Genomic DNA, 23,043 nt, shown 5'->3' with positions numbered 1-23,043 from the left:
GTACATTAGTAATGTATACGTCTTCCACAAATAGTTATCAAGCTGGATCAGCTCTCCAACAAAACCAAATCATCTACCATAATTTCCTTTTTCAAAACGTTACTCAACTGACTCTTGCTCGCAACCGCCAGTCGATAATCAACTTTCCTTGTCATTTCTTTAGCGATCTTTTTAGCCAAACCCGCATTTCCAAAGTAGTCGTTCCTTCTTTTGTAAATGTCTTGGTAGTGTTGATACAACGCATCCTTTGCTTCAACTGTTATGCCATATCCTTGAATGTAGAGCTCCGTAATCTCCATCAGTTCTTCTGGCGTATAATCTTCAAAGTGCAAAGTTAACCCGAAGCGGCGACGCAGCCCAGCGTTGCTGTCCAGAAAGCGGTTCATTTCTTTTTCATATCCTGCTGCAATTAGCAAGAACTCGCCTTGCCGATCGGACATTTGCTTCAGTAGCACTTCGACCGCTTTTTTTCCGTAGTCATTTTCGCCGCTACCTGCGAGTGTGTACGCTTCATCGATGAACAGTGCACTGCCCATTGCTCGCTCAATCTGGTCAGCTGTGCGTTTCTCCGTTTCGCCAATATGCGTACCGACTAAATCGCTTCGATCTACTTCAATCAGCTCGCCTCGTTTGAGTAATCCAAGGGCTTGATAAATGCCAGCAAGCACGCGGGCAATCTCCGTTTTACCTGTTCCAGGTTTTCCAATCAGCAACGTATGGTTCATTAGCTTGTCGGCTGGATGATTTTCTTTTTTGTAATACCTCATCAGTTCAATCATTTCATCAATTTCAGCCTTTATCGTATCCAGACCAATAAATTGATGGAGTTCTGCTCTTTTCTTCGCAAGCAGTTCCTCATCAATCGGTACCTCGTAACTCTTAACATCCTGCTTTCCTACTGCCTGAACAACGTCTTGTTCTTCAAAAGTCGTCAATAACTCTTCTGTCCATTGGTCTCGCGGGAACTTCGCAATTCTTAGGGACTGGGCTAGCCCGATTTGATCGTAAAGCGTGCGTACCATTCGAGCGTTACTGAATGTCTGGTCACGCTTTCGATATCGTTCGATGAACTCATTTTGGATCGCACGCTTAGCATCAGGTGTTACCGAATAACTTCCTTCACAGTTGGATAAGAAAATTCCCATCAACTCATCGGGCGTATAGTCCTCGAAGAAAAGCTTTTCAGTAAATCGATCTTTTAAGCCTGGATTGGAGGTTATGAAACTGTCCATATCGTCCGTATATCCCGCTGCAATTACGACAAATTCACCACGATGATTTTCCATTGCGGGAAGCAAGGTTTCGATTACCTTTTTCCCGTAATCGTTACTCGTGTCTTTTCCGCCTGTAAGGGAGTAGGCTTCGTCAATGAAGAGCACCCCACCCATCGCTTCTTCAATCTTTAACTTCGTGAGTTCTTCAGATTTCCCTACATGGGTTCCAACAAGATCTTCTCGCTTCACTTCAACTAGATGCCCTTTCTCTAAGAGGCCGAGCCACTTAAAAACCCCGCCCATGAGTCTTGCAATTGTTGTCTTCCCTGTGCCTGGATTCCCTTGAAAAGTCATATGAGGTGCTACAAACTTAATCGTTTTTAACCCTCGTTCTGCTTTGAATTGGTTGATCTCCACTAAGTTTTTCATATCACGGATTTTGTCTTTCACCGCTTCAAGACCGATGTATTCGTCCAGAGCATTCATTAAGACGTTCATCATTTCTTCATTCACAGGGGAATCTTTCGTTAGGTTTGGCAGTGTACCAACTCTAACTCTCTCATCTTGTCCTGCTGAAACGGCAGGTACCGACAGTTCCGTGTTTTTCAGCAATGGGTTGCTGTCATCTAGCCGATTTAAATCTCCCGAGCGATTGTTGTCAAAGTAACAGTTCTCAAATAGAGGAGCAGATTTCTCTACTCGTAGTCCCGCCTTGATTCCGTTCATTACCTGCGTCGATTTAAAGATAGCCGATGGGCACTCTTTCAGTACGATTTGGTCTTCACGATGTCCGTGCACTCGAGTATCCGTCACTTCAACACGCTCCACCTGACTTAACGACAACCCAGAGGAGTTGCCATCATAGAGTTCGCACTCCGTAAGAGATACTTTGGCAGACTTCGATGCGTTTACTTGCGGTCTTTTATGATTAAACAGGACCGTCCGTTCCAATGACACGACGGTCCCTGGACCTACGAGTATCCCGTTTTTCTCTCCATTTGAAATCCTGCAATCTGCAATTTCTGCATGTACATCGGAGCCTAGTGAGATGTTCGAACCTTTATGATCAGAGATAATACAGTTATATACGTTCAACGTCGATTCTTTAGCTGACACGCCTACACTTCTCCCACTTTTCACTTCTGTTGCAGAGAGCGTCAGTTCAGAGTGTTCTGAAGCAAAAATCTGAGCGCTCTTGTGACGACTCACTCGTGAATCGGAAATCTTCACTTGACTATCTGCAGCGTAAATCCCTTTGTTTTTCCCTTTCTCAATGTCACAATCGAGAATCGTTAACACACTTTTGTTAAATGCAGAAAGCTGCGTCATTTGATTGTACTTCACCGCGGATTCAATTATCGTACACGTAGAATTCACGCACACAATTCCTCTGTCTTTCCCTGAATTCAACCGCGTTCGTTTCATCGACACATTGCTTTGTTCCATACAGTTCAACTGGTCGCTTTTTTGACCTTTAAATAGCGAGTCCGTAATCTCAGTAGAAGAGCTGCTGATGCTCATTCCCTCGGATTCGCCATTTTCGAACGTACTGGACTCGATTTGAAAATGCGACCCATTCGTAAGAGTTACATGAGCGAGATCTTGCCTATTAAAAGTACAGTTTTTCATAATCCCTTTAGAATGGTCACAAGAAATCCCCTGTGCCTTCCCAAAATAGAAATTCGTCTGTTCCAAATCTAAATAGCTGTCTTTCTCCATATTAATTTGTGCTCCGCTATGGCCGATAATAGAACTTTTGGTAATTGTGCATCGACTGCTGCCTGTCAGGCTGATTCCTTCTTCCTGACCGCTTAAAATTCCACAATCTGTTAGTGCGAGTTCCCCGCCATCCTGCACAGTAAGCTGTGCATTCTCGGTTGTTTCTTCTACGATACAATCAAACAGAGCGAGACGTCCAGATACTTCGATGCCTTGAATATTCTTTTTGAATACTGTATGCTCTGCCGATACTTTAGCCGTCGCATCTACTCGCATAGCCTTTCCTCGAATCTCAGAGAAAAGACAGTGATGAAGCGTTACCTGTCCTGACTCGATATGAATTCCATAGTCAATCGGCGTAGTGCTTCTTCCGATAGTAATCGATTCAATACGAACTTCATCGATTGCAGTGATATGAACAGCGCCTGTTATACAGACCGTACGAGAATCCCCCTCTGAACTTCGAAGAATAAGCTGTTTATCGATCGCCAAATTTTCATGGTAGATGCCCTCTTCAATTCCCACTGTATCTCCTGGCAGTGCTGCCTGAATTGCGGAATGGATGGTTTGATAGCTTGCATTCGAACGCTTAGAAACGGTAAGAACTGCCACACGTCACCCTCCCTTCTTTTAATAAGTTGAATTCATCTATGTAGTACGTAATTTAAAATCTATTCTTACACTTACTCGTACATATGCGCAGTGATTGTTGCTCCTTTTGGTGCGTGCAGACATAAAAAAAAACCACTGTAACAGATACAGTCCCTAACTGATTTCACGCCTTATTTCACTAGTCGTATCTATCTTCAGTTTAGCATACTCTTCAGTTTGTCGGCAGTGTTACGACCTCTTGAAAAGTCCCTACGCAGCACTTAATCGCTCGGCAGAAAAACAATTGGATAGCTACTAAAGTAGGGTGCAATATACTAAAAAGGGCATTGTGAATTGGCGTTTATCTAACCATAGAGATAGTAAAAACCCTCCCAAGTCGTAATTCACTCGGAAGGGCTAAGTCAGACACAAATTCCTTTTTCTTCTTTCCGTACTTCTTTATTCTTATACATATTTTTATCTGCTTCTATAAAGAGCTGTTTCATGTTTCCTAATGAGCTAGTTGACACCGCATAGCCTATAGACAGATGGACTTCAGCAGTTGACGCTACTCGGTTATAGTTCTCGATTTCCTCATTAATTGACGCAATGAAAGATGGAAGAGATAGTGATTCGTTTCCGGTGACAAGCAGGACGAATTCATCGCCCCCATTCCTTGAAACTAGAACCGTATCAGAAGTGAATCTCTGCAGTAAAGTGGCCGTCGCGATAAGCAACGCGTCGCCCGTTTTATGACCATCCCGATCATTGACTTGCTTAAGATTATCTAAATCTCCTACGATAATGCCTGCAGGGATGTTCACGTATTCGTTCAGTTCATCAAACTGTTCATCGAAATAGGCTCGATTGTGTAACCCTGTTAACGCATCATGGGACACGCGATACTCCAAATCTTGTTGCAACTTAATTTTCTCGTCTATATTTCTCATAATCCCTTGGACTGCGACGAACTTTCCGTTTTCGTATACAGGGCTTGCGTATTCTTCAAACCAGCGATAGTCCCCATTCTGGTCAATCCATCGCTGCATGAGCACTTCATCGTAATTGACTTCATTGCTTACTTTTTTAAACAACAGCTCGCGATCGTCCGGATGCACGAGGTTGAATGGTATATGAGGATTTTTTAACCCAGCAATTCTGGTGCCTTTCCCGAGAAACGTATCCAATGCCTGGCTTAAATAAATAAACTTGTATTCTGGTTCAATTTGAAAATAATAGACAACGTCTTTTGAATCCTCAATAAGATGAACGAGATGTTGATCATTCGAAGTCACTGCTTGAACCTTTTCTATGTGATGCTCACTACGAATTCTTAAATATCGCTCTCTCACCAACCCTGCTAGTAAAACGATACACACAAGGATAAACCACACTGTCATTTAATCCACCTCTATATGTGTAAGCCGCGTGAGCTACACTCGACTGTCACTTCTATTTAACTTCCACCTAGGGATAAAATCAAAAACGCTTCAATTAGGTATTTAATAGTGTACAACAAACTCGAAACAGTGTCTATGTAACTACCACTAAATTTTTACAACTTAATGCTAAATCACTATATTGATATATGAAATCACAACTTATTTGTGCATTAAAATCATATCGAATACAAAAGAGAAGCACCCTACTGATAGACTCAGTAGGGTGCTTCTTATAGAAGTCGATTAGTACTCGGTTCAGTGTAGATTATTTTCAATATCTAGTGTCGGAAAGTAAACTCCGTACTCGTTTTCTTCTGATTGTGATTTATTCATGCTAATGGTTCCAACACCTACATACTCGATTGTGAGCGTTTGCTAACCTTCATGGTCTAATAATTCATCGGTTAACTGACTGAATCTAGTTGGAGCTAAATCTGCCGAATCCAAATAAGGATTTGGTGCTAGCTTTAAAACTGCTCGAATCGTATTCCCATCCATATTAAGACTGACCAATTCGTCATCCTCTGCCGAGTAATCGTCAAAAATTCCCTGTAACGATTCCAAGGTTAAGGTTTGTGAGTCGCTTATCGTGTCTATTTCAGTGTCTACCACAGTAACTTCTTCACTCACTTGTTCAGTTTCTTCTACAGAAAAACTCGTTTCATAATTCATTGTTTTACCTAGATCGCCTTCATCCATAAAGCTGCCGTTAAGATACTCGTATTCTTTACCAACTTTTTTAACGAAGTTTTCATCTTGAGTAGATGCTATAGATAATGATACTTCGAGAGTATACTTTCCTGCCGGTAGGCCTTCTCCGTGATCACTAAATACATCAGTTTTAAACACACCATTATCTATAACTGCTTTCATCTGTGCTGTATACTCCGGCCCATTAAGTGTAAACATCAATTGGCCACCGTCAGGAATATTCGTTTCTCCTGAGATCATGACCTTATTGTCTTCCAGTATAGTTGGTTCAGCCTGGATACTCACTTCAATTTCTTTGTTGGCTTCAACATGATTCTTTTTCACGTCACTCTCTACTACATTACTCTTATCCGTAGCTTCTTCACTTGAATTGCCGCATGCTGTCAATATAAAACCAGCAGCTATAAGTACAGCTATTTTTTTCATACGCTCACTCTCCCGTAATTCTCTTTACCGAAGAAGAATTTTTCAGCATTAACGGTTAAGGGTCAAGGCGATAATTGGGCCTGCACATAAGTGGGGCGGGATTGGAAGTTCTGTATTTGGTACTTCTCTATACCCTGAAAACAATATTTTTTTTGATTTCTTCTATCTATGTAACATAAAAGATACCTTTTTTATAGGGATAGGGCTGGCTACAAGCTGTCTACATACGAAACGAACGTTTCATTTGCATGCAGCTTTCCACTATCTTAAGAATAAAGCGCAAATACCTTCCAAATAAAAGGAGGCACTAAAATGGGCTTTCAGATCTACCGAGTCTTTCACGTTTTGGTAACTGGAATCATCGTCATCCTGATTTCCACCTTTTTCGGATTGGGAGGAATCGGTGAAAACTTTACGGCTAACCCGTTCCCTGACCCACTATGGTTGCCCCCCATTGTCGTCTGGGTGATTGGGGCCGTTCTTTCATTCATGAAACGAACGGTAAAGATCGGATTACTCATCAGTGCATTGCCGCTTTTGTTTTATATCGTGTTATTTGTTGTGGCGTATTATTCCTAAGTGACAAAAGGTACCCGTATGCGAAACAAACGTGAATGTTTAAATAAACACGAAAGTTTCGTACACAGGTACCTTTTAAATCAGGTGTTGCCGATCGTGCATCTCCATCGATTCCAACTACAAAGTCCATAACACCAAAGGAGTTTCGTACGCAGCCTTTTTAAGAAGGAATTGTAGACAGTGAGTAAGCAAACGCTGGGAAAATGGCTTCTTGGTTAATGTATAGAATCACGAGAATCATATGCTTGTAACTTGAGAACTACCTAGTATTTATATATTTCTAAATACTCAAATTAGTAGTATATTATTCCAATACTTGATGGTAATATATATAAGCAATGTAGAATTGCGTAAATATAGGGGGAGTGAGAGACTATGATTCATGTCAAAAGAATACTAATGCTTACCTTAGTATTCATGTTGTCGTTTTCTTCAATGGCTTTTGGGATGACGGCGGGTTCACTGGGAGACAAAACAGGCGACCAAGAGAGGCAAAAGTCCAAGGTCGATCTTTCTGAACGCTTATTGGAACCTGAGAATCCCAATGAGACCATTCGAATTATCGTCGAGTTGGAAAAAGCCCCGACGATTGAAGCCGCAACGAATAAGGGGATTCTCTATAAAGATATGTCGGAAGGAGAGCGTGTCTCGCTTGAGTCAGCTGTAGAATCCAATCAAGTGGATGTACAAGCTCAGGTAAAGAAAGTTGCTCCTTCTATTGAAATCCTCGAGAAATTTACGACTGTTGTGAATGGCTTCTCTGCCAAGGTAAAAGCAAAAGAAGTTCAAAAGATTTCGTTGCTTCGCGGTGTAAAAGCAGTCCATGAGTCGACTGAGTATGAAAGACCCGTGGAACAGCCAGACATGACTTACTCTAACGAACTAGTTCAAGCAACACATGTATGGAATAATTACGGCTTTACAGGTGAAGGCATGGTCGTCGGAATTATTGACACAGGAATCGATCCTACCCATCGGGATATGGTATTGTCTGACGACACACAAGGAGCTATTACGGAAACCGAAGTTAGCAAATTACTGACAGACGGTTCAATTGAAGCAGGTAAATATTTCACTTCAAAGGTACCGTTCGGCTATAACTATATGGATGGTAATAATGAAATCAAAGACTTGGGTCCAAGTGCATCTATGCACGGTATGCACGTAGCGGGAACTGTTGGTGCAAACGGTAAGGAAGAAAATGGCGGCATCAAGGGAGTTGCACCTGAAACCCAGTTGTTGGCCCTAAAAGTCTTCGGTAATGATCCGCTTTACCCATCAACTTTTGGAGATATTTATATTAAGGCAATTGACGATGCAATTAAGTTGAAAGTGGATGTTCTAAACATGTCTCTCGGTTCTACAGCGGGATATGTTGATGCAAACAATCCGGAGCAGCAAGCTGTAAAGCGGGCGACGGATAATGGAGTTTTAGTTTCTATTTCTGCAGGTAACTCAGAATTATATGGCGATGGTAATAGTGTATTGGGAGATCCATTCGCTTATACAGGAAACCAGGATTACGGTCTGACAGGCGCACCGGGCGTATCGAAAGAAGCCCTTACTGTCGCTTCTATAGAAAACAGCAAAATGACGATGAGCAGCTTCGTATATTACGCTGAAGAGTCAGAGAAAAGTAGAGCAATTTATCTCTTGGCTAATAACGCAAATCCCGGTACAGACAACTACGAAGTGATTGATGCTGGATTAGGAAATGCAACGGATTTTAAAGGTAAAGACTTCACTGGTAAATTTGCTCTTGTTTCTCGTGGTGATATCGCATTTGTAGACAAGGGAATAAATGCTCAAGCTGCTGGAGCTGCTGGGGTGATCATCTACAATAATGCCCCTGGGTCCATCTCTATGGCATCGGATCCAAGCATCAAAATCCCTTACTTGTCTACGCTTCAAGAGAACGGTAAAGCTATGAAGAACTTGTTGGATGAAGAGAAAAAGGTTTTCGTACAATTTGATGGTCTTTATCACAACGTACCGAATCCAAATGAAGGCCAGATGAGTGACTTCACGTCTTGGGGTCCAACTTCAAACCTTGACTTCAAACCTGAAATTACAGCACCGGGTGGAAGTATCTTCTCTACTCTGAACAACGACAGTTATGGATCCATGAATGGGACATCCATGGCAGCGCCTCATGTGGCTGGAGGAGCAGCACTTATCTTCCAGAGGATTGAAAAAGATTTTGATGGAATTTCGAATGCTAAACGTGTCCAACTAGCAAAGAATCTCCTGATGAATACTGCAAAGCCTGTAATGTTTAAAGCTGGAGAATATGTGTCTCCGAGACGCCAAGGTGCCGGACTGATGCAGCTGGCTAACGCTATCGGTACTGATGTAGTGGTAACGGATAATGAGTCAGGTGAAGCAAAGGTCGCATTAAAGCAAATAAATGATCATAAATTCAGCTTTACGCTTACTGCTAAGAACTTTTCTGATGAGGAAAAGACATATGATGTAAAAACACAAATTCAAATGGACAAACCTGTCCAATTGGATGACGAGCTGTTTATTAACATGCCAAACAACTTACACTATGGTGGCCAAATTATTTTAGGAGAAGAAAGCGTTACAATTGAAGCTCCTGACAAGGTAATCATTCCTGCGAATGGCGAAGCAACAATTACGATTACTGCAGACGCTTCAGCAATCTCAGAAGATGCAGCAGAAATCTATCCTAATGGTTTCTTCCTGGACGGATTTGTTACACTCAACGACCCTTCTGAAGAAGCGACAAGCAATGTCCCGCTAACAGTTCCGTTCTTTGGATTCAATGGCGAGTGGGACAAAGCACCAATCTTTGACTACTTTGCTTGGGATGATATGTCCTACTGGGGCTATACGGCTTTGGCAGATGAGCAAGGTAGTTTCTTGACAGGCGGCGGAGCATTTGATGAGAATCGTTTTGGTTTCTCACCGAATGGCGATGGAATCAGAGACAAAGTAATTCCTGTGTACTCGCTCTTCAGAAATACGAAAGAGCTGAAAGTTTCAGTAGTAGATAAAGATGGAAAAGAGATCCGGACAATCCGGACGGCGAACGAACTAAGAAAACATTATAAGAGTGATGCTGCGACCAATCCTTATACGTACAACACGAATAATGGATGGGACGGTAAAGTTAATGGCAAAGTAGTAGCTGATGGAGAGTACTTCATTCAAGTCAGCGGTGTTATCGATTATAATGAAGCTAAGTGGCAAAATATTAAGTTCCCAGTGAAAGTAGATACAGTCGCTCCGACAGCTGACGTTGCTTACGATTCATCTGCAAAAACAATTACAGTCAGCAACTTCGTTGACAACGAAAACGGAACAGGTGCTGAGTATTGGAATGTTCTGTTGAATGGAGAAAAGCTGAATGAAAAATCTATTTCTTCAGATGTAACAACTTATGCCGTTAAAAAGGATCTAATTGGAAATGACAACTTGGTCGTCCAAGTTTGGGATTCTGCAAACAATGAACGTAAATACCGAGTAGGAGTGGACACTGAAATAGTGGAAAACCCTGTTATTTACATTGATAAGCCAACAAATCAATCCGTATATGACACAAATGAAGTCGTAGTGTCTGGTACAGTAGAAGCAGCATCTGCTATCGAGGAACTTACAATCAATGGCGAAAAGGCTGCTAAATTTGACGGCAGAAACTTCACTCATACACTTACATTTAAAGATGGCTATCACTTTGTCCAAGTGAAGGCAGTGGATAAGCTGAAGAATGAAATGGAAATTGGACGGAGAGTGTTTGTCGACACCACCGCTGCAACTTTGACCTTTACCGGAAACTATCCTGTAAAGACAAAAGAAGACAGCGTGTCAGTTACTGTCAACATTCAAGATAATTTTGACGAAATCCAGTTAACGGTAAACAGCGATGCGAAATACAGCAACGACCTTTCGTCTCCTTATAGCCTTAAGAATTTCAAAAAGGACGTTACGGTAGAATTGCAGTTGGCAGACGGGAAAAATGAATTTGTGTTTGAAGTAGAAAACTTAGGCGGTCATAAGACAACTAAGACATTTACGATTGAAAAGACGGACCAGCCGGTAGTTGAGAACCCAGGAACAGGAGGAGGATACTACCCACCTCCTGTGGTCACACCAACACCAGATCCGAGTCCAATTCCTACGCCGGATCCAAAACCAGAACCGAATCCAGAACCGGAGAATCCATCGGTACCTGAGCAACCAGGAAAAGAAGATCCAAAACCAGTAACACCACCAAAGTTCAATGACTTAAAAAATTCTTTTGCCGCTAAAGAGATCAACTACTTGGCAACAAAAGGAATTATCTTCGGTAAAACAAAAGATAAGTTTGAACCAAATGCACAAATTACCCGTGCAGAATTTGCAGTTCTTTTAGCGCGCGCTCTGGACTTGCCACTAGAAGAATATAAAGGCACATTCAAAGATGTACAACAAAACAAAAAATGGGCATATCCAAGTATCGAAGCGGCAGCACGTGCCGGTATTGTTAACGGGTTGAAAGAAGGATCTTACAACCCAGATGCAAAGATTAAGCGAGAAGAGATCGCAGCCATGGTTATGAGAGCAGTTGACTATCAAGACAAGTCGAAGCTCAAAGGTTTGAAGAAACCTGCTAACTTCAAAGATCATAATTCAATCGGCGGCTTTGCTATAGGTTCTGTTTACAATGCGGTAGCATTAGGCGTCATTAAAGGTAGTAACGGAAACTTCTATCCGAAAAAGAATGCAACTCGTGCTGAATCGGCAGTTATGTTGTATCGTGCTTTGGATACTTTAGACATGATTGAATAAGAAAAACTAGGCTGGAACAAAACCCAGTGAAGTATAAAAAGAACGGTACCTGACATTTTATTGTCAGGTACCGTTCTTTAATTGTTTTAGAAATCACTGCCACAATTCAATAGTGATCAGCTTCAGTGCTTCTTATTAATAGACTCTAATGACTCCCATTTCCCCACTGAACATGAATAAGTGACTGTATAACCATTATTTTCAGCTCCTCTTTTACTAGCCATGAGGGTTTTGTAAGTTCTGTATTTGGTACTTCTCTATACCCTGAAAACAATATTTTTTGCTGTTTCTTCTATCTATGTAACATAATAGATACCAATTTTAATAGGGATAGGGCTGACAACAAGCTGTCTACATACGAAACGGACTCTTCATTTATAGGCAGCTTTCCACTATCTTAAGAATGAAGCGCAAATGTTTTCCAAATAAAAGGAGGAACTAAAATGGGCTTTCAGATCTATCGAGTCTTTCACGTTTTGGTAACTGGCATCATCGTCATCCTAATTTCCACCTTTTTCGCATCTGGAGGAATCGGTGAAAACTTTACGGATAACCCGTTCCCTGATCCACTATGGTTGACCCCCATTGTCGTCTGGGTGATTGGAGCCGTACTTTCATTCATGAAACGAACGGTAAAGATCGGATTACTCATAAGTGCATTGCCGCTTTTGTTTTATATCGTGTTATTTGTTGTGGCGTATTATTCCTAAGTGACAAAGGGTACCCGTATGCGAAACAAACGTGAATGTTTAAATAAACACGAAAGTTTCGTACACAGGTACCTTTTAAATCTTACGGGATGGTCATTCGATGGTTTCAAATGAACTGCCTGGTTGTTGATAGAATTCATCGTTTCACTGTCAGTAGAAGATAACTACTGAAAATTTTCATCTACTGAATTCTTCCGCTCCATCGTAAACTGGTCTTCGATTGGTTCAATATCGTTATTCGAAATGACCTGTGTCGAATCTTGATTGAATTCAAGTTCCGTTGAAACTGATGAGTCAAGTACAACACTATCTATTTCAGCGATTTCAGATGAATTCTCTTCTACTTCAGAGGATTGTTTTAGCTTCGGCTTTTCAATCACAGTGGGCTGAACCTGTTGTTTGCTAGGTTCTTCCGAAGGCTTCTCCTCCACTACACGAGTCACTTCTTTTGCTGGTTGCTTGTTAAGCGGCTTTGAAACAGTTCCTGTTACAGTATCCACTGTATTATCAACAGTCTGTGTCAATTGCTCTGTTACTTCTACTACGGTTTCCTTGTACTTTCAACAACAGGAGTTACTACAGGTACTTTCGGTAGTGGTTTGGTTACATTTACGGTTTCGTTCGTCACCGTCTTGACAGTCTTGGTCGTTTGTTTAACCACTGGAACGGTCTATTCAACCGTTTCTCCCACAAAATCCGTCGTGTTTTCAACGACAGATTTCACTGGCTTTTTCTGTTTCGGATCCACTAGCGTTTTTACTGTTTCATTCGTGAAATCCACTGTACGGTCGACTGTATAACCTGTAAATGAGACTGTTTCTCCCACTAAATCGCCAGTAGATTCAACTGTTTCTTGGACAGTATCCTTAACTTGATGGAGCAATCCGCGAACAATCCCTTTTTTCTGCTTATCATCTGGCTGATCATCAGAAGTTTCATTTGCATATACTGTGGCTGGTAGTAACACTAAAAGAAAAGGTTCTATAATATTTGTTGGGGTGTAGACTTAATTCGAATAAAAAAATGCACGCAATCACCATTTCTTTTATACTTGAATTGTCGAGAAACAAGTAAATGAAAGGTGATGCGTGCATATGAATAATACCATGAATATTCCGGGTTTAAAAGGTGTGGAAGTTAATAAAATTGAAGAAGTTGGAGACCGAATCGCACTCCATGTTTCACTGCCTCTGAAGCCTCACCAATGCCCTGCTTGCGGAACGATGACGAAGAAGATCCATGATTATCGTATTCAGAAAATTAAACACCTCAAGTGGTTTGAACGATTGAGTGTTCTATTCTACAAACGTCGTCGGTATGCATGTCCCTGTGGGAAAAGGTTTGCGGAGAAATCCTCCTTTGTCGATAAATATCAACGGTACTCTATAGAGTGGAACCGTGTGGTTCGTGTTCGAAGTGTGAAAGCGAAGACCTTCAAAGAAGCAGGAGAAGTGTTAGGCACATCAAGCTCAACTGTTATTCGCCGTTTCAAAGAAGTAGCGAATAACGAGATGAAAACAGGAGTTAGATTGCCTAAAGCGATTGCGATTGATGAATATAAAGGCGATACGGATGCCGGTACCTATCAACTGATCATTGCGAATGCAGAAACTCATGAACCTCTAGATATCTTACCGAACCGCAGAAAAGACACCATTAAAGACTACCTTTATCAGTATGGAGCTGACGTAGAACTTGTGGTGATGGATATGAATCCAAGTTTTAAAGCAGCTGTGAAGACCGCGTTAGGTCGGCCAGTCATTGTCGCTGACCGCTTTCATTACTGTCGGTATATTTATTGGGCAATTGATGAAGTGCGTCGTAAAGTCCAGAAAGAGTGGCATGCGTATGACCGCAAGAAGTGTAAGCGAATGCGGCATGTGCTTTATAAGCGAAGTGAAAAACTAACTGACAAACATCGTTGGTATCTGAATCGATATCTAAGTATGTCGGACGAGTTGAAGACAGCTTATGAATTAAAGGAAGCCTATTATGAATGGTTCGATTGGGCAAAGACAACAGATGATGTAGTCGAGGTGAAAAGACGATTACAAGACTTTTACCGAAAGGTAGAGCAAGCGCAGATTCCAGCGTTTTTAAAAGCGATTCAAACGCTTAAAAACTGGCAGGTGGAGATCCTAAACAGTTTCTCCTTTAAGTATTCAACCGGCTTCCTAGAAGGCATTAATAACAAAACAAAAGTGATGAAACGCAATGCCTATGGCTTTAAACGTTTCGATCACTTTAGAGCGAAGATCTTATTAAACATACAGTATAAAGAAATTGGGGTTCATTTAGGTTGAAGGGTGACGTGCAAGTCACATCACCCCAACATTTGATTTAGAACCAGAAATTTAGGGTGAGGATTAATTTTAAGGGAACACTTTAAACTTGAAGTTTGATAAGCAAAATGACGTTAAGTCGTTAATATGAACAATATTTAATAATCTGTGATATGGCGATCAAAATAGAATGCAAAAAAAACCTTCCCAGTTGTAAAATCACCTAGGAGAGTTAGTTATAATCACTCGTTTACGTCATCTTTCCAAAAGGTCTCAACTGTAATAGAAGTTGGTTATTATTTCATCAAGTCAGAATTCAAGATAAAGTTCACGCAAAAGTACCTTTTACAAATAGGCATGCGATTTGTTAGAGAGTAATAAATGGACCTTCACTTCGCCAAGTTCCTTTTCGTTGCAGTCCTGTATGCTGTTCGATGCACGTGTGATACCTCATCTGAGATCTTTTCAAATTCGTAGGGAACGAGCCATGAAGGGGATGAGGAAGACGCTCTGCAATCGGGTAGTCTAGTTGGTCATCTGCTACCAGTTGACGGAGAGTTCGTCCCACTTCTTCACTGAGAGGGACAATGAAAGAAGGCTGTACAATTTTCATCTCTTCTACAAAAGACTTAGTAAAATGATGACGAACGTTACGAGGCAGAATATAGTAATTTAAATTTTTGCCGTCACGCAGGAAACCATACCAGGAAAGATTGGTCAAATACACAGCATCCTGAAACTCACCGGCTCCATATTCCTCAATAATAGACAGCATGAATTGGGCACTTCTCTCCTTATCCTGTCGTTCATGTCCGGGCAGCAGCCGACTAATACCGTCGAAATCGATGAATGGCACTCCCGTTTTCCCCGCACCGTATTGACCGGGGTTAATTCCACAAAATACGATACGACGGCCCGGCTTGGAGTAGAACTTTTTGTAATACGAGCGGACAAGCTCCGCCTGATCTGTAAACCCAGGCAATATAGAAATGCGCTCTCGCTCCAGCTCCCGCAGCACATCCCCGTCTTCAACTAAGCGGTCCATAAAAGATAGATGCAAATCGATAATCTTATCCATTGGTAAACCTCCCTTCTTCTCCAACCAAACATACAACTTCAACTGACTTCTCTTTATCATAGACTTCTGATACCTTACTATTTCTTAATAGTATCAGATGCCACTCTAAAACGACATAATATTTTAACTATTCTACATTACCTACGTTGTTAAGTTGTGTTTTTAAAATAGTTACTGAAAGCGCGTGCCTCTATATAGTAAAACATTAAGGAACCCTCTAGCCCAGTTCCAGTACGACAAAAATTACCCGTATGCAAACCAAACGTGAAGGTTTAAAAATATGAAAGTTTCTTGCACAGGTGCCTTTCACTAAAAAAACATCCCTCCTATTGGACAGATGTTATTTTGACTATTGGATTTGTGGGTATTTAGCGGTAGGGACTTCATAAGAAGAATCTAAAGAAACCTTATAGATAATTACCTGTAGCAGCTGTATTACTTACTTTAATATTTTTAAGTCATATGAGTAAACTTTTTTGTTTTTGGATTTTTTAATGATTGTATCAAGACCATGGATATCAATGGTTTCTGATAGAATCCCTTTCTCTAGAGAATAAGATTCTAAATAGTATTGTTCTTTTTTATCTGGGCTATACCGTAATACATATAGATTTCCATCTTTAAAGTATGTTTCTTCATTGTTGCGAACTTTAGAGTTATTGACTTTATTAAGACTAAATTCTTTTGAGACAGCTGTTGTATTCAATTCAAAAGAATATATTTCACCTAATCCGTTAGCATAATATAATTTATTGTTATAGACTGTTGCAGAATTTTTGTAATTGTAGGGAATAGTAGCTGTTAGATTTACATTATTGTAGTTAATTAATTCAAATGTATCTTGCTCCAATGTTTGTTTATTAATCCTATAGACCGATACAACTTCATTAGTATCACTGATAATTGTTGATAAAATTAGATAATAATAGTTTTCATCCGATAAAACTGGCGCCAGAACTTGCATATTTTCAGTAGATTCAGATTGGATAGTAGTTACATCATTAACTTTAACTTCCTTATCAAATGTAACTTCCTTTAAAAAGAACCTATTTTCATCAAAATCTTGCGTAAGTATATGAACAGAGTTTTCAGTTGTTCCGGAAGCAACAATATAATAAGGTATACTATCTACATTGAAACCTTTAGAATCACCATATCGAACATCTGAACTGTATCCATCTTCTACAAACCCACTGTTATAAATACTAAAAAATAACTCTTTTTCCGAAAGATATCCAGTTCTTTCACCTGTATATTGTGGAGTGTCCATTTTAAACTTTTTTATGTTGTCGCTTATAATATTTATATTATTTTTATCTTCTAATAGTATCTGATCTTTGCCTACTGCAATGCTTCCGAGTTCAAGTCCTTTCATAGAAAGTGCTTGAACTGAATTATCATCCTGTACAAAAACCCCATAGCTTACTCCTTTATTATCAATATCCTGGTCAGCTGTTGTTGATAAATAAATAATTGCCTTCGTGTTTTCCAATAAATTTTTCCCGGAAATTTCATCAGCAGACAGTAACGAAGTATCAGGGATATTTTTTTCTTTTGTAAGAGTAACGACTAAAATAATGATAACTAATAAAGTAGCACCTATAAATATTCTTTTCTTCATATTTAGTTCCTCCAAATTAACAAACAAGACCGACTTTAATTAATAAGACGGTCTTGTTTGTTAAGATTAAATGTTTCTTACTAGAGCAGTGCTTTTTGCATCCCTAACGTCACGCGGATAAACACCTAATCCACCGTCTACATCTAAGTCTAACCCGCCATTTAGTTTATAAGCAGACCAAATTAATTTAGAGCAGTTTTTATCTCCAGTATGAGCAGTTGAACGATTTGTAGCAAAATTATAAGAATATGATTTTCCAACTTGACTATTAGCCCAGTTTGCAGCATTTGTACGATTTGCACTAGACGTTGTGACCGACTTTACCATAGCTCCTGAGCTATCTACTTTACGCGCCGTAGTTGAAATTGTTCGAACGCCAGCAGAAGGAACAGATTCTACAATTGTTGTTGAAGTATAATACATACCCACATGGCCATGATTTAAATACGCTGTTTGTGAAGGTGTATAATAGAAGTTTCCTTTTGCACTAGAACCAACACTTACAGTTCCCCCAGTAGCTCCATAAGCAGATCGTCCAGATAGTTCTGATTTCTCCTTATTGCCCTTTTTTTGATCATTTTTTAACTCTGTATAAATCTGATCAAGAATACTTTGTTCTGACTGACCTGTATTAGATGCAATCATCCGAACATCCTGTAGCAATTCTTGTTCCGAGATATCAGGCTGTAGTTTTAATATTTCATCTACACCCGAATTAGCAGATACAATACCTGCTTGGCTAAATAACATAGTTGTTGTTAAAGTTAGGGCTAAAATAGTTTTTTTCATTTTCAAAACTCCCTTTAGTTTAATTGTATGATACTTGGCTGTCGGAACTAAAATGCAATTTTTTCATAACTCCAATCATTTAATTATGTACCTAATTAAAATCTTGTTGTAATCTGTTTCAAAAATATTATCCAATAAACCATATATCTAGTACCATAATAAATATGTCTAACATGGTTGCCACCTCCTATCTTTGTAGTACCATTTCCTCTCTTTGTAATAATACTCCCAATAGGATATAGTGATTATATAAAAGTCTTAAATGACTATTCGGGGGAGCGATAAAAAATGAATATAAATGTAGGTTCCACTATTAAAAAAATCAGAAGTGATAAAGATTATTCACAAAAGTATGTAACAAATGGAGTAATGACCCAAAGTGCTTATTCAAAATTCGAGTTAAATAAAACGGATATTACTTTTTCGTCTTTGTCCAGTGTTCTTGAAAATCTAGAAGTAACTTTTGAGGAAGTTTTATATATTCAAAACGGGTTCAATTATACTGAAAAAGATGCAATCTTCAAGAAGTTCATCTCGATTTCTTACAATAACGAAGAAAGTATTAAAGAGTTATTAAATATGGCAGTAAGCTATTTAGATAAAAAAGACGACCAATTAATTAATGACATTAAGTCCTTATCCGAGGGTTTATTATTACTCATATACACAGCAGATAAAAGAATGATTCAAACAAGTGTTTCAAGTGTGTGGAAAAGACTATCTTTAAAAAATCAGTTTTACTTTTCTGATTTATACTTATTAAATTCTATTTTTTACTTTTTCCCACTTGAGACAATGATCGAAATAAAAAAAATAGCATTTAAAAGTATCGAACGATACAAGGATTTTCAAAACATACAGCGATTAAAAATAAACTTCTGTGTAAATATTTCTCTAATGTTAATAAAAGAAAAATACTTTGTAGAGGCATTGAAAGAGATCGAAACAGCTATTTTACTTTCGAAAAATCAAAAAACGTATTTACAACTAGCTGTTTGTTATGTACGTAAAGGTATATGTTTTAACTGTTTAGATAAAAACGGATCCTCATGGATTCAAAAGGGAATGGAACTTCTAAAGGTTTTAGAAGAGCAGGAGCTTTTACAAATGGCAGAAACCGAAGTTACTCTATATACGTAAGCAAAAGGCACCTGCGTGTAAAACAAACGTGAATGTTTAAACAAACACGAAAGTTTCATGCACAGGTACCTTTTTTCTATCACTATTCATTCAGTTTTTTATTGTAGTTCCCCCGCCACAAGCGACCCTCTGTAAAAAACAGCTGTTCTTTTTGCTCGCCTGGCTACGGCCTCTGCAGCACATTTTGCCTCGACAAGAACAAAGTTAGCTAAGTCTCCTTCTGCTGGCCATACCTGCTCCCCATTCATCGTAAGCGGGGTAATGCCATTGGTTATAAAACGTAAAGATTGAGACAGGGAAAGTTCATCTGTCCAACGATTTAATTCAATTAATCTTCCCAGCCGCTCCAAAATGTCTCCATTCCCTGTCGGCCACCATGAATCATAAATGTTATCATTGCCAAGTGATACTTGTACTCCAGCATCATCTAGCAGACTAATTGGCGGAATGGTCTTCCCAATAGGTAAACTGGAGATAACCGACACTCCCGCCTCCTTCAATAATTGTGCCACCTCTCTTGCTTCGGCAGGTGTAACATCCCCTAATCCAAAAGCATGGCTAATTGTGACTTTACCTTGCCATCCTGCTTCCATCGTCAGGGCAGCTAAACGCTTCATGGTGAATGTTCCTAGATGACCCGGATCATGCAGATGTAAATCGATTTCAGCATTTCCTTCAACTGCTATATCGATTAATTGAACGAGGGATGATTCGATATTCAAGTCGACTGTTGCCGGGTCTACTGCTCCAACTAAACCAGCTCCATTACGTACTGCTTCTCTCATCAGCTGAACTGTATTTCCATGCAGCAAACCGTGCTGAGCAAAAGCTACAATTTCCGAATCCACTTTATGTTGATAATCAGTCAATGCGTTCTGCACACCTTTCAAGTTTGCCAGTCCAACTTCTGGATAGATATCGACATGGGTTCTAATCGAAGTCGATCCATGAGATAGCAGAACATCCAATAAGTTTTTCGCTCTTTCTTCGGTACCGGTACCCATTGACGAAAGAATATTCTTTTCAATTTCACTTCTCTCGATGACAGAAGAAGCTGCTACGCAAGCACGCCAAGGCTCACCCATATAAGTCTTATCAAGATGAACGTGCTGTTCTTTGAAAGAAGGTAAGACAAGTAGCCCTTTACCATCTATCGTTTTTACATCTTTGGGGAGATCATTTTCAAAGTTTAGTATCTCAGCAATATGACCATCGGAAATCTTTAAGTGAAACGATTTCGTCTCAGTTGTCTTTACCTGTCTATTTTCTTTACTATAACCAGTTTCTAGTAAGATATTTTTCAATATGTACATGTTGTTCCTCCTATAACTTCAGTTCTATTACCTAACAAGTATAGAAGAGATATCCTACTCGGATACCCCTTCTGTACATATCATTTTATGGAGACGTTATTGATTTCCAAATAACCGGATGGACTAATTGCAAAACCACTGACGTCTTTGGAGATCACTGCCACGTTTTCAATTATCCGAACTGGAATATAAACAGCATCTTCCATTTGAATTTCTTGCGCCTTGGCATACATCTCAAGACGCTTTTCGGAATCCGATTCTTTGCGCGCGTCCTCAATTAATTCATCCACTTCCGAGTTGCCGTAGAACGATGTATTGCCGCTTGCTCCTTTTGAACTTGAATGCATCAGGTTGTACTGGTTATAGTCAGCATCACCTGTCACGTTTCTCCAGCTGGTAATGATCATTTCTGTATTACCTGAGTGTGTCGTTTCCACAAAAGTTCCATATTCTAACACTTCAATGTTTACTTTGATTCCGATTCCTTTTAATTGTGACTGGACCACTTCCGCTAAACCAATTCTCTCCTTATTATCCATTGTAGTCAGCTTAATTTCGAGACCGTCTGAATAGCCGGCTTCAGCAAGCAGTCGTTTTGCTTCGGATAGATTGTATTCATGAATTTCCAAACCATCATGGTATCCAAAGACTTTTGTACCCAATAGCGAATTCGCTTCTCCGCCAACGTTATTATAAACGCCCTTTCGGATCGCATCCATTTCAATGGCGTGTGAAACTGCTTTCCTTACTCTCACATCGTCGAAGGGTTTTTTCTCAACATTGAATGTAATATACTCTGTTCCAAATCCTTCACTTTGGTAAACTTCCGAGTTTTTAGAATTATTCACTGCATCAAGTTGAGAAATCGACAATGGTTCTGCAATATGAGCTTCTCCCAATTCAACCATCGATGTACGCGTAGACTCCTCCGGTACGACTTTGAATTCAACTCTACTTACTTTTGCTGGTGTTCCCCAATAGTCTTCATTTCGATTTAATACAATCTTTTGACCAGGCGTCCACGATTCAAATTTAAATGGTCCTGTGCCACTTGGTTCCTGTATATCATCGCCGCCAAACTTCTCGATTGCTTTCGGATTGATAATGCCGCTTTCATGGCTTGCCAGAATAGAAAGCAGTGGAGAATATGGCTTAGACAATAGAAATTGAACAGTATGCGCATCGATAACTTTCACTTCTTCAACCATTGAGAATACACCTGCTTTTGGAGATCCTACCGCTGGATCCAATAAACGATCGAAGGTTGCTTTGACGGCCTCAGCCGTAAAGTCAGTGCCGTCATGGAATTTAACATCTTGGCGAAGCTTAAACTCCCAAGTTGTGTCATCGATTTGTTCCCAGCTATCTGCTAGCAAAGGTTGAAGTTCCGCACCTTTATCACGTCCGACCAATCCTTCATAAATATTTCCATGAGTAACACTGGCAGCATTAATGGTTGCCATAAAATGATGATCTAGGCTTTCCGCATCTGAAAGTCTTGCGATAACTAACGTATCTTCTGAACTGGCGCCTTTACCTTTCGCTTTACCCTCTTCTGTAATTACGCCTTTCTCTCCGGTTGAGCAGCCTGCCAGAATCATAATACCTATCGCAAAAAGCATTCCGTTTCTAAGCCTTTGCATCTTATTCAAATTAATTCCCCCTTGAATCGGATTTTGTTATTTATATTATACCGAATATTCATACAACTATTTTTCAATATTTCAACTACATTTTACAAAATCTTTATATAAAAGTTTCTTGCACAGGTACTTTTTTTAAAACTTGAGCTAAAGGTACCTATTTATTTATTGCACAGTCACCTATCTTATTTCACTTACCTATAATGAGTCATCAAGCAAGTAAAATAAAAAAAAACCTCCCAAGTTAAAGAGCACTTAGGAGAGTTCGTAATTATTACATGAAGCTAGAATTCAATTGGATCGTTTAATTTAAAGGTACTTGCGCGCAAAACAAACGTGAATGTTTAAACAAAAACGAAAGTTTCATGGCCAGGTACCTTTTTTATTTACTCCAACTCTCTCCCAACTACCCAATCTTCAACTACTCCTTTATCTGGCACAATAGAATCTAAGCAGTACTGGCAATATCCCTTTGCATCTTTTGAATAAGGCATATCTAACAGTTGCGGCAGGAAGATCTGATCGAGATATGGAAGCATCGCATTTTCCGGCTGTCGGTAACTGGGAAAAGAGCTATGCGGGTATTGAATCAGATCCGTGACCATTGGCACCACGGTCTCAATCGGATTCCGATGGATGTAACGGCTGATAATGAGCAGCACGTGCGGATTCTCAACCGCTTTCGCGTAATACCTGCGTTGATAAATGCGGCCAACGTGCTGGTAACGTTTGGAATAATAATCACTATACCGACGGTTAATACGCGCCATGATCTTACTTAATTCGTCTTCCGATTGTATTAATAGATGAAAATGGTTCGACATGATACAGAACGCAACCATCGTAAACTGAAATCGTTGATGGGCTTCTCCAATACAGCGCATTAGATGATACTTATCTTGTTCATCATTGTAAACATTCGCACGGTTATTGCCCCGCATCACAACATGAAAGTATACATTCGGTCGCCAATCTCTCCTTCTGATAGCTC

The 23,043-nt window shown here is 39.8% G+C and carries 16 protein-coding genes; 5 read left to right on the top strand and 11 right to left on the bottom strand.

Going from position 1 to position 23,043, the window contains the following annotated elements:
* Positions 1 to 47 precede the first annotated feature (47 nt).
* The 3 genes from ACRPI0_RS01785 to ACRPI0_RS01775 all read right to left on the bottom strand — a co-directional run bounded on the left by ACRPI0_RS01785 (position 48) and on the right by ACRPI0_RS01775 (position 6,103).
* Complete coding sequence (locus ACRPI0_RS01785; protein WP_432354407.1) at positions 48 to 3,545, bottom strand: right-handed parallel beta-helix repeat-containing protein; 3,498 nt, start codon at positions 3,543 to 3,545, stop codon at positions 48 to 50.
* A 401-nt stretch (positions 3,546 to 3,946) separates the two neighbouring features.
* A complete protein-coding gene (locus ACRPI0_RS01780) occupies positions 3,947 to 4,924 on the bottom strand; it encodes a sensor domain-containing diguanylate cyclase (protein ID WP_432354404.1) in 978 nt (325 codons plus the stop codon).
* Between the two features lie 417 nt (positions 4,925 to 5,341).
* The gene (locus ACRPI0_RS01775) at positions 5,342 to 6,103 is read right to left on the bottom strand and encodes a hypothetical protein (protein ID WP_432354402.1); all 762 of its coding nucleotides are present in this window, start codon (positions 6,101 to 6,103) and stop codon (positions 5,342 to 5,344) included.
* A gap of 312 nt (positions 6,104 to 6,415) precedes the next feature.
* Here ACRPI0_RS01775 and ACRPI0_RS01770 point away from each other — a divergent pair, with 312 nt between their 5' ends.
* The 3 genes from ACRPI0_RS01770 (at position 6,416) to ACRPI0_RS01760 (ending at position 12,186) form a co-directional block, all read left to right on the top strand.
* A complete protein-coding gene (locus tag ACRPI0_RS01770; RefSeq protein WP_432354401.1) occupies positions 6,416 to 6,682 on the top strand; it encodes a hypothetical protein in 267 nt (88 codons plus the stop codon).
* 399 nt (positions 6,683 to 7,081) lie between these two features.
* The gene (locus ACRPI0_RS01765) at positions 7,082 to 11,476 is read left to right on the top strand and encodes a S8 family serine peptidase (RefSeq protein WP_432354399.1); all 4,395 of its coding nucleotides are present in this window, start codon (positions 7,082 to 7,084) and stop codon (positions 11,474 to 11,476) included.
* A 443-nt stretch (positions 11,477 to 11,919) separates the two neighbouring features.
* Positions 11,920 to 12,186 carry a hypothetical protein gene (locus ACRPI0_RS01760; RefSeq protein WP_432354397.1) on the top strand — a complete coding sequence of 89 codons (267 nt, stop codon included), beginning with the start codon at positions 11,920 to 11,922 and terminating at the stop codon, positions 12,184 to 12,186.
* Between the two features lie 164 nt (positions 12,187 to 12,350).
* Here the strand turns inward: ACRPI0_RS01760 and ACRPI0_RS01755 are convergent, their stop codons facing one another.
* Both ACRPI0_RS01755 and ACRPI0_RS01750 read right to left on the bottom strand, forming a co-directional pair.
* Positions 12,351 to 12,710, bottom strand: a complete 360-nt coding sequence (locus tag ACRPI0_RS01755) for a hypothetical protein (protein ID WP_432354395.1) — start codon at positions 12,708 to 12,710, stop codon at positions 12,351 to 12,353.
* Positions 12,711 to 12,856: 146 nt separating this feature from the next.
* Positions 12,857 to 13,153, bottom strand: a complete 297-nt coding sequence (locus ACRPI0_RS01750) for a hypothetical protein (RefSeq protein WP_432354393.1) — start codon at positions 13,151 to 13,153, stop codon at positions 12,857 to 12,859.
* 121 nt (positions 13,154 to 13,274) lie between these two features.
* Between ACRPI0_RS01750 and ACRPI0_RS01745 the strand changes: the two genes are divergently transcribed.
* Positions 13,275 to 14,489 carry an ISL3 family transposase gene (locus ACRPI0_RS01745; RefSeq protein WP_432354391.1) on the top strand — a complete coding sequence of 405 codons (1,215 nt, stop codon included), beginning with the start codon at positions 13,275 to 13,277 and terminating at the stop codon, positions 14,487 to 14,489.
* Positions 14,490 to 14,835: 346 nt separating this feature from the next.
* Here ACRPI0_RS01745 and ACRPI0_RS01740 read toward each other — a convergent pair whose 3' ends face one another.
* The 3 genes from ACRPI0_RS01740 to ACRPI0_RS01730 form a co-directional block, all read right to left on the bottom strand.
* Positions 14,836 to 15,546, bottom strand: coding sequence for a uracil-DNA glycosylase family protein (locus tag ACRPI0_RS01740; protein ID WP_432354389.1), 711 nt, complete (start codon positions 15,544 to 15,546; stop codon positions 14,836 to 14,838).
* A gap of 439 nt (positions 15,547 to 15,985) precedes the next feature.
* Entirely contained in the window at positions 15,986 to 17,167 is a 1,182-nt protein-coding gene (locus ACRPI0_RS01735; RefSeq protein ID WP_432354387.1) for a hypothetical protein, read from the bottom strand.
* Positions 17,168 to 17,233: 66 nt separating this feature from the next.
* Positions 17,234 to 17,956, bottom strand: a complete 723-nt coding sequence (locus ACRPI0_RS01730; protein ID WP_432354385.1) for a YiiX/YebB-like N1pC/P60 family cysteine hydrolase — start codon at positions 17,954 to 17,956, stop codon at positions 17,234 to 17,236.
* Between the two features lie 288 nt (positions 17,957 to 18,244).
* Between ACRPI0_RS01730 and ACRPI0_RS01725 the strand changes: the two genes are divergently transcribed.
* Entirely contained in the window at positions 18,245 to 19,096 is an 852-nt protein-coding gene (locus ACRPI0_RS01725) for a helix-turn-helix domain-containing protein (protein ID WP_432354383.1), read from the top strand.
* Between the two features lie 98 nt (positions 19,097 to 19,194).
* Here ACRPI0_RS01725 and ACRPI0_RS01720 read toward each other — a convergent pair whose 3' ends face one another.
* The 3 genes from ACRPI0_RS01720 to ACRPI0_RS01710 all read right to left on the bottom strand — a co-directional run bounded on the left by ACRPI0_RS01720 (position 19,195) and on the right by ACRPI0_RS01710 (position 22,993).
* On the bottom strand, positions 19,195 to 20,409 hold the full coding sequence (locus ACRPI0_RS01720) for an amidohydrolase (protein WP_432354381.1): 1,215 nt from the start codon (positions 20,407 to 20,409) through the stop codon (positions 19,195 to 19,197).
* 80 nt (positions 20,410 to 20,489) lie between these two features.
* On the bottom strand, positions 20,490 to 22,052 hold the full coding sequence (locus ACRPI0_RS01715; RefSeq protein ID WP_432355857.1) for a glutathione ABC transporter substrate-binding protein: 1,563 nt from the start codon (positions 22,050 to 22,052) through the stop codon (positions 20,490 to 20,492).
* A 386-nt stretch (positions 22,053 to 22,438) separates the two neighbouring features.
* Positions 22,439 to 22,993, bottom strand: a complete 555-nt coding sequence (locus ACRPI0_RS01710; RefSeq protein ID WP_432354380.1) for a transposase — start codon at positions 22,991 to 22,993, stop codon at positions 22,439 to 22,441.
* Between the last annotated feature and the right edge of the window lie 50 nt (positions 22,994 to 23,043).

Source organism: Sporosarcina sp. A2 (genome assembly GCF_050858885.1).
In the GTDB taxonomy this organism is placed as follows: Bacteria; Bacillota; Bacilli; order Bacillales_A; family Planococcaceae; genus Sporosarcina.
Note: the sequence above shows the minus strand (reverse complement) of the source record. Positions and strands in the feature narration are given on the sequence as shown.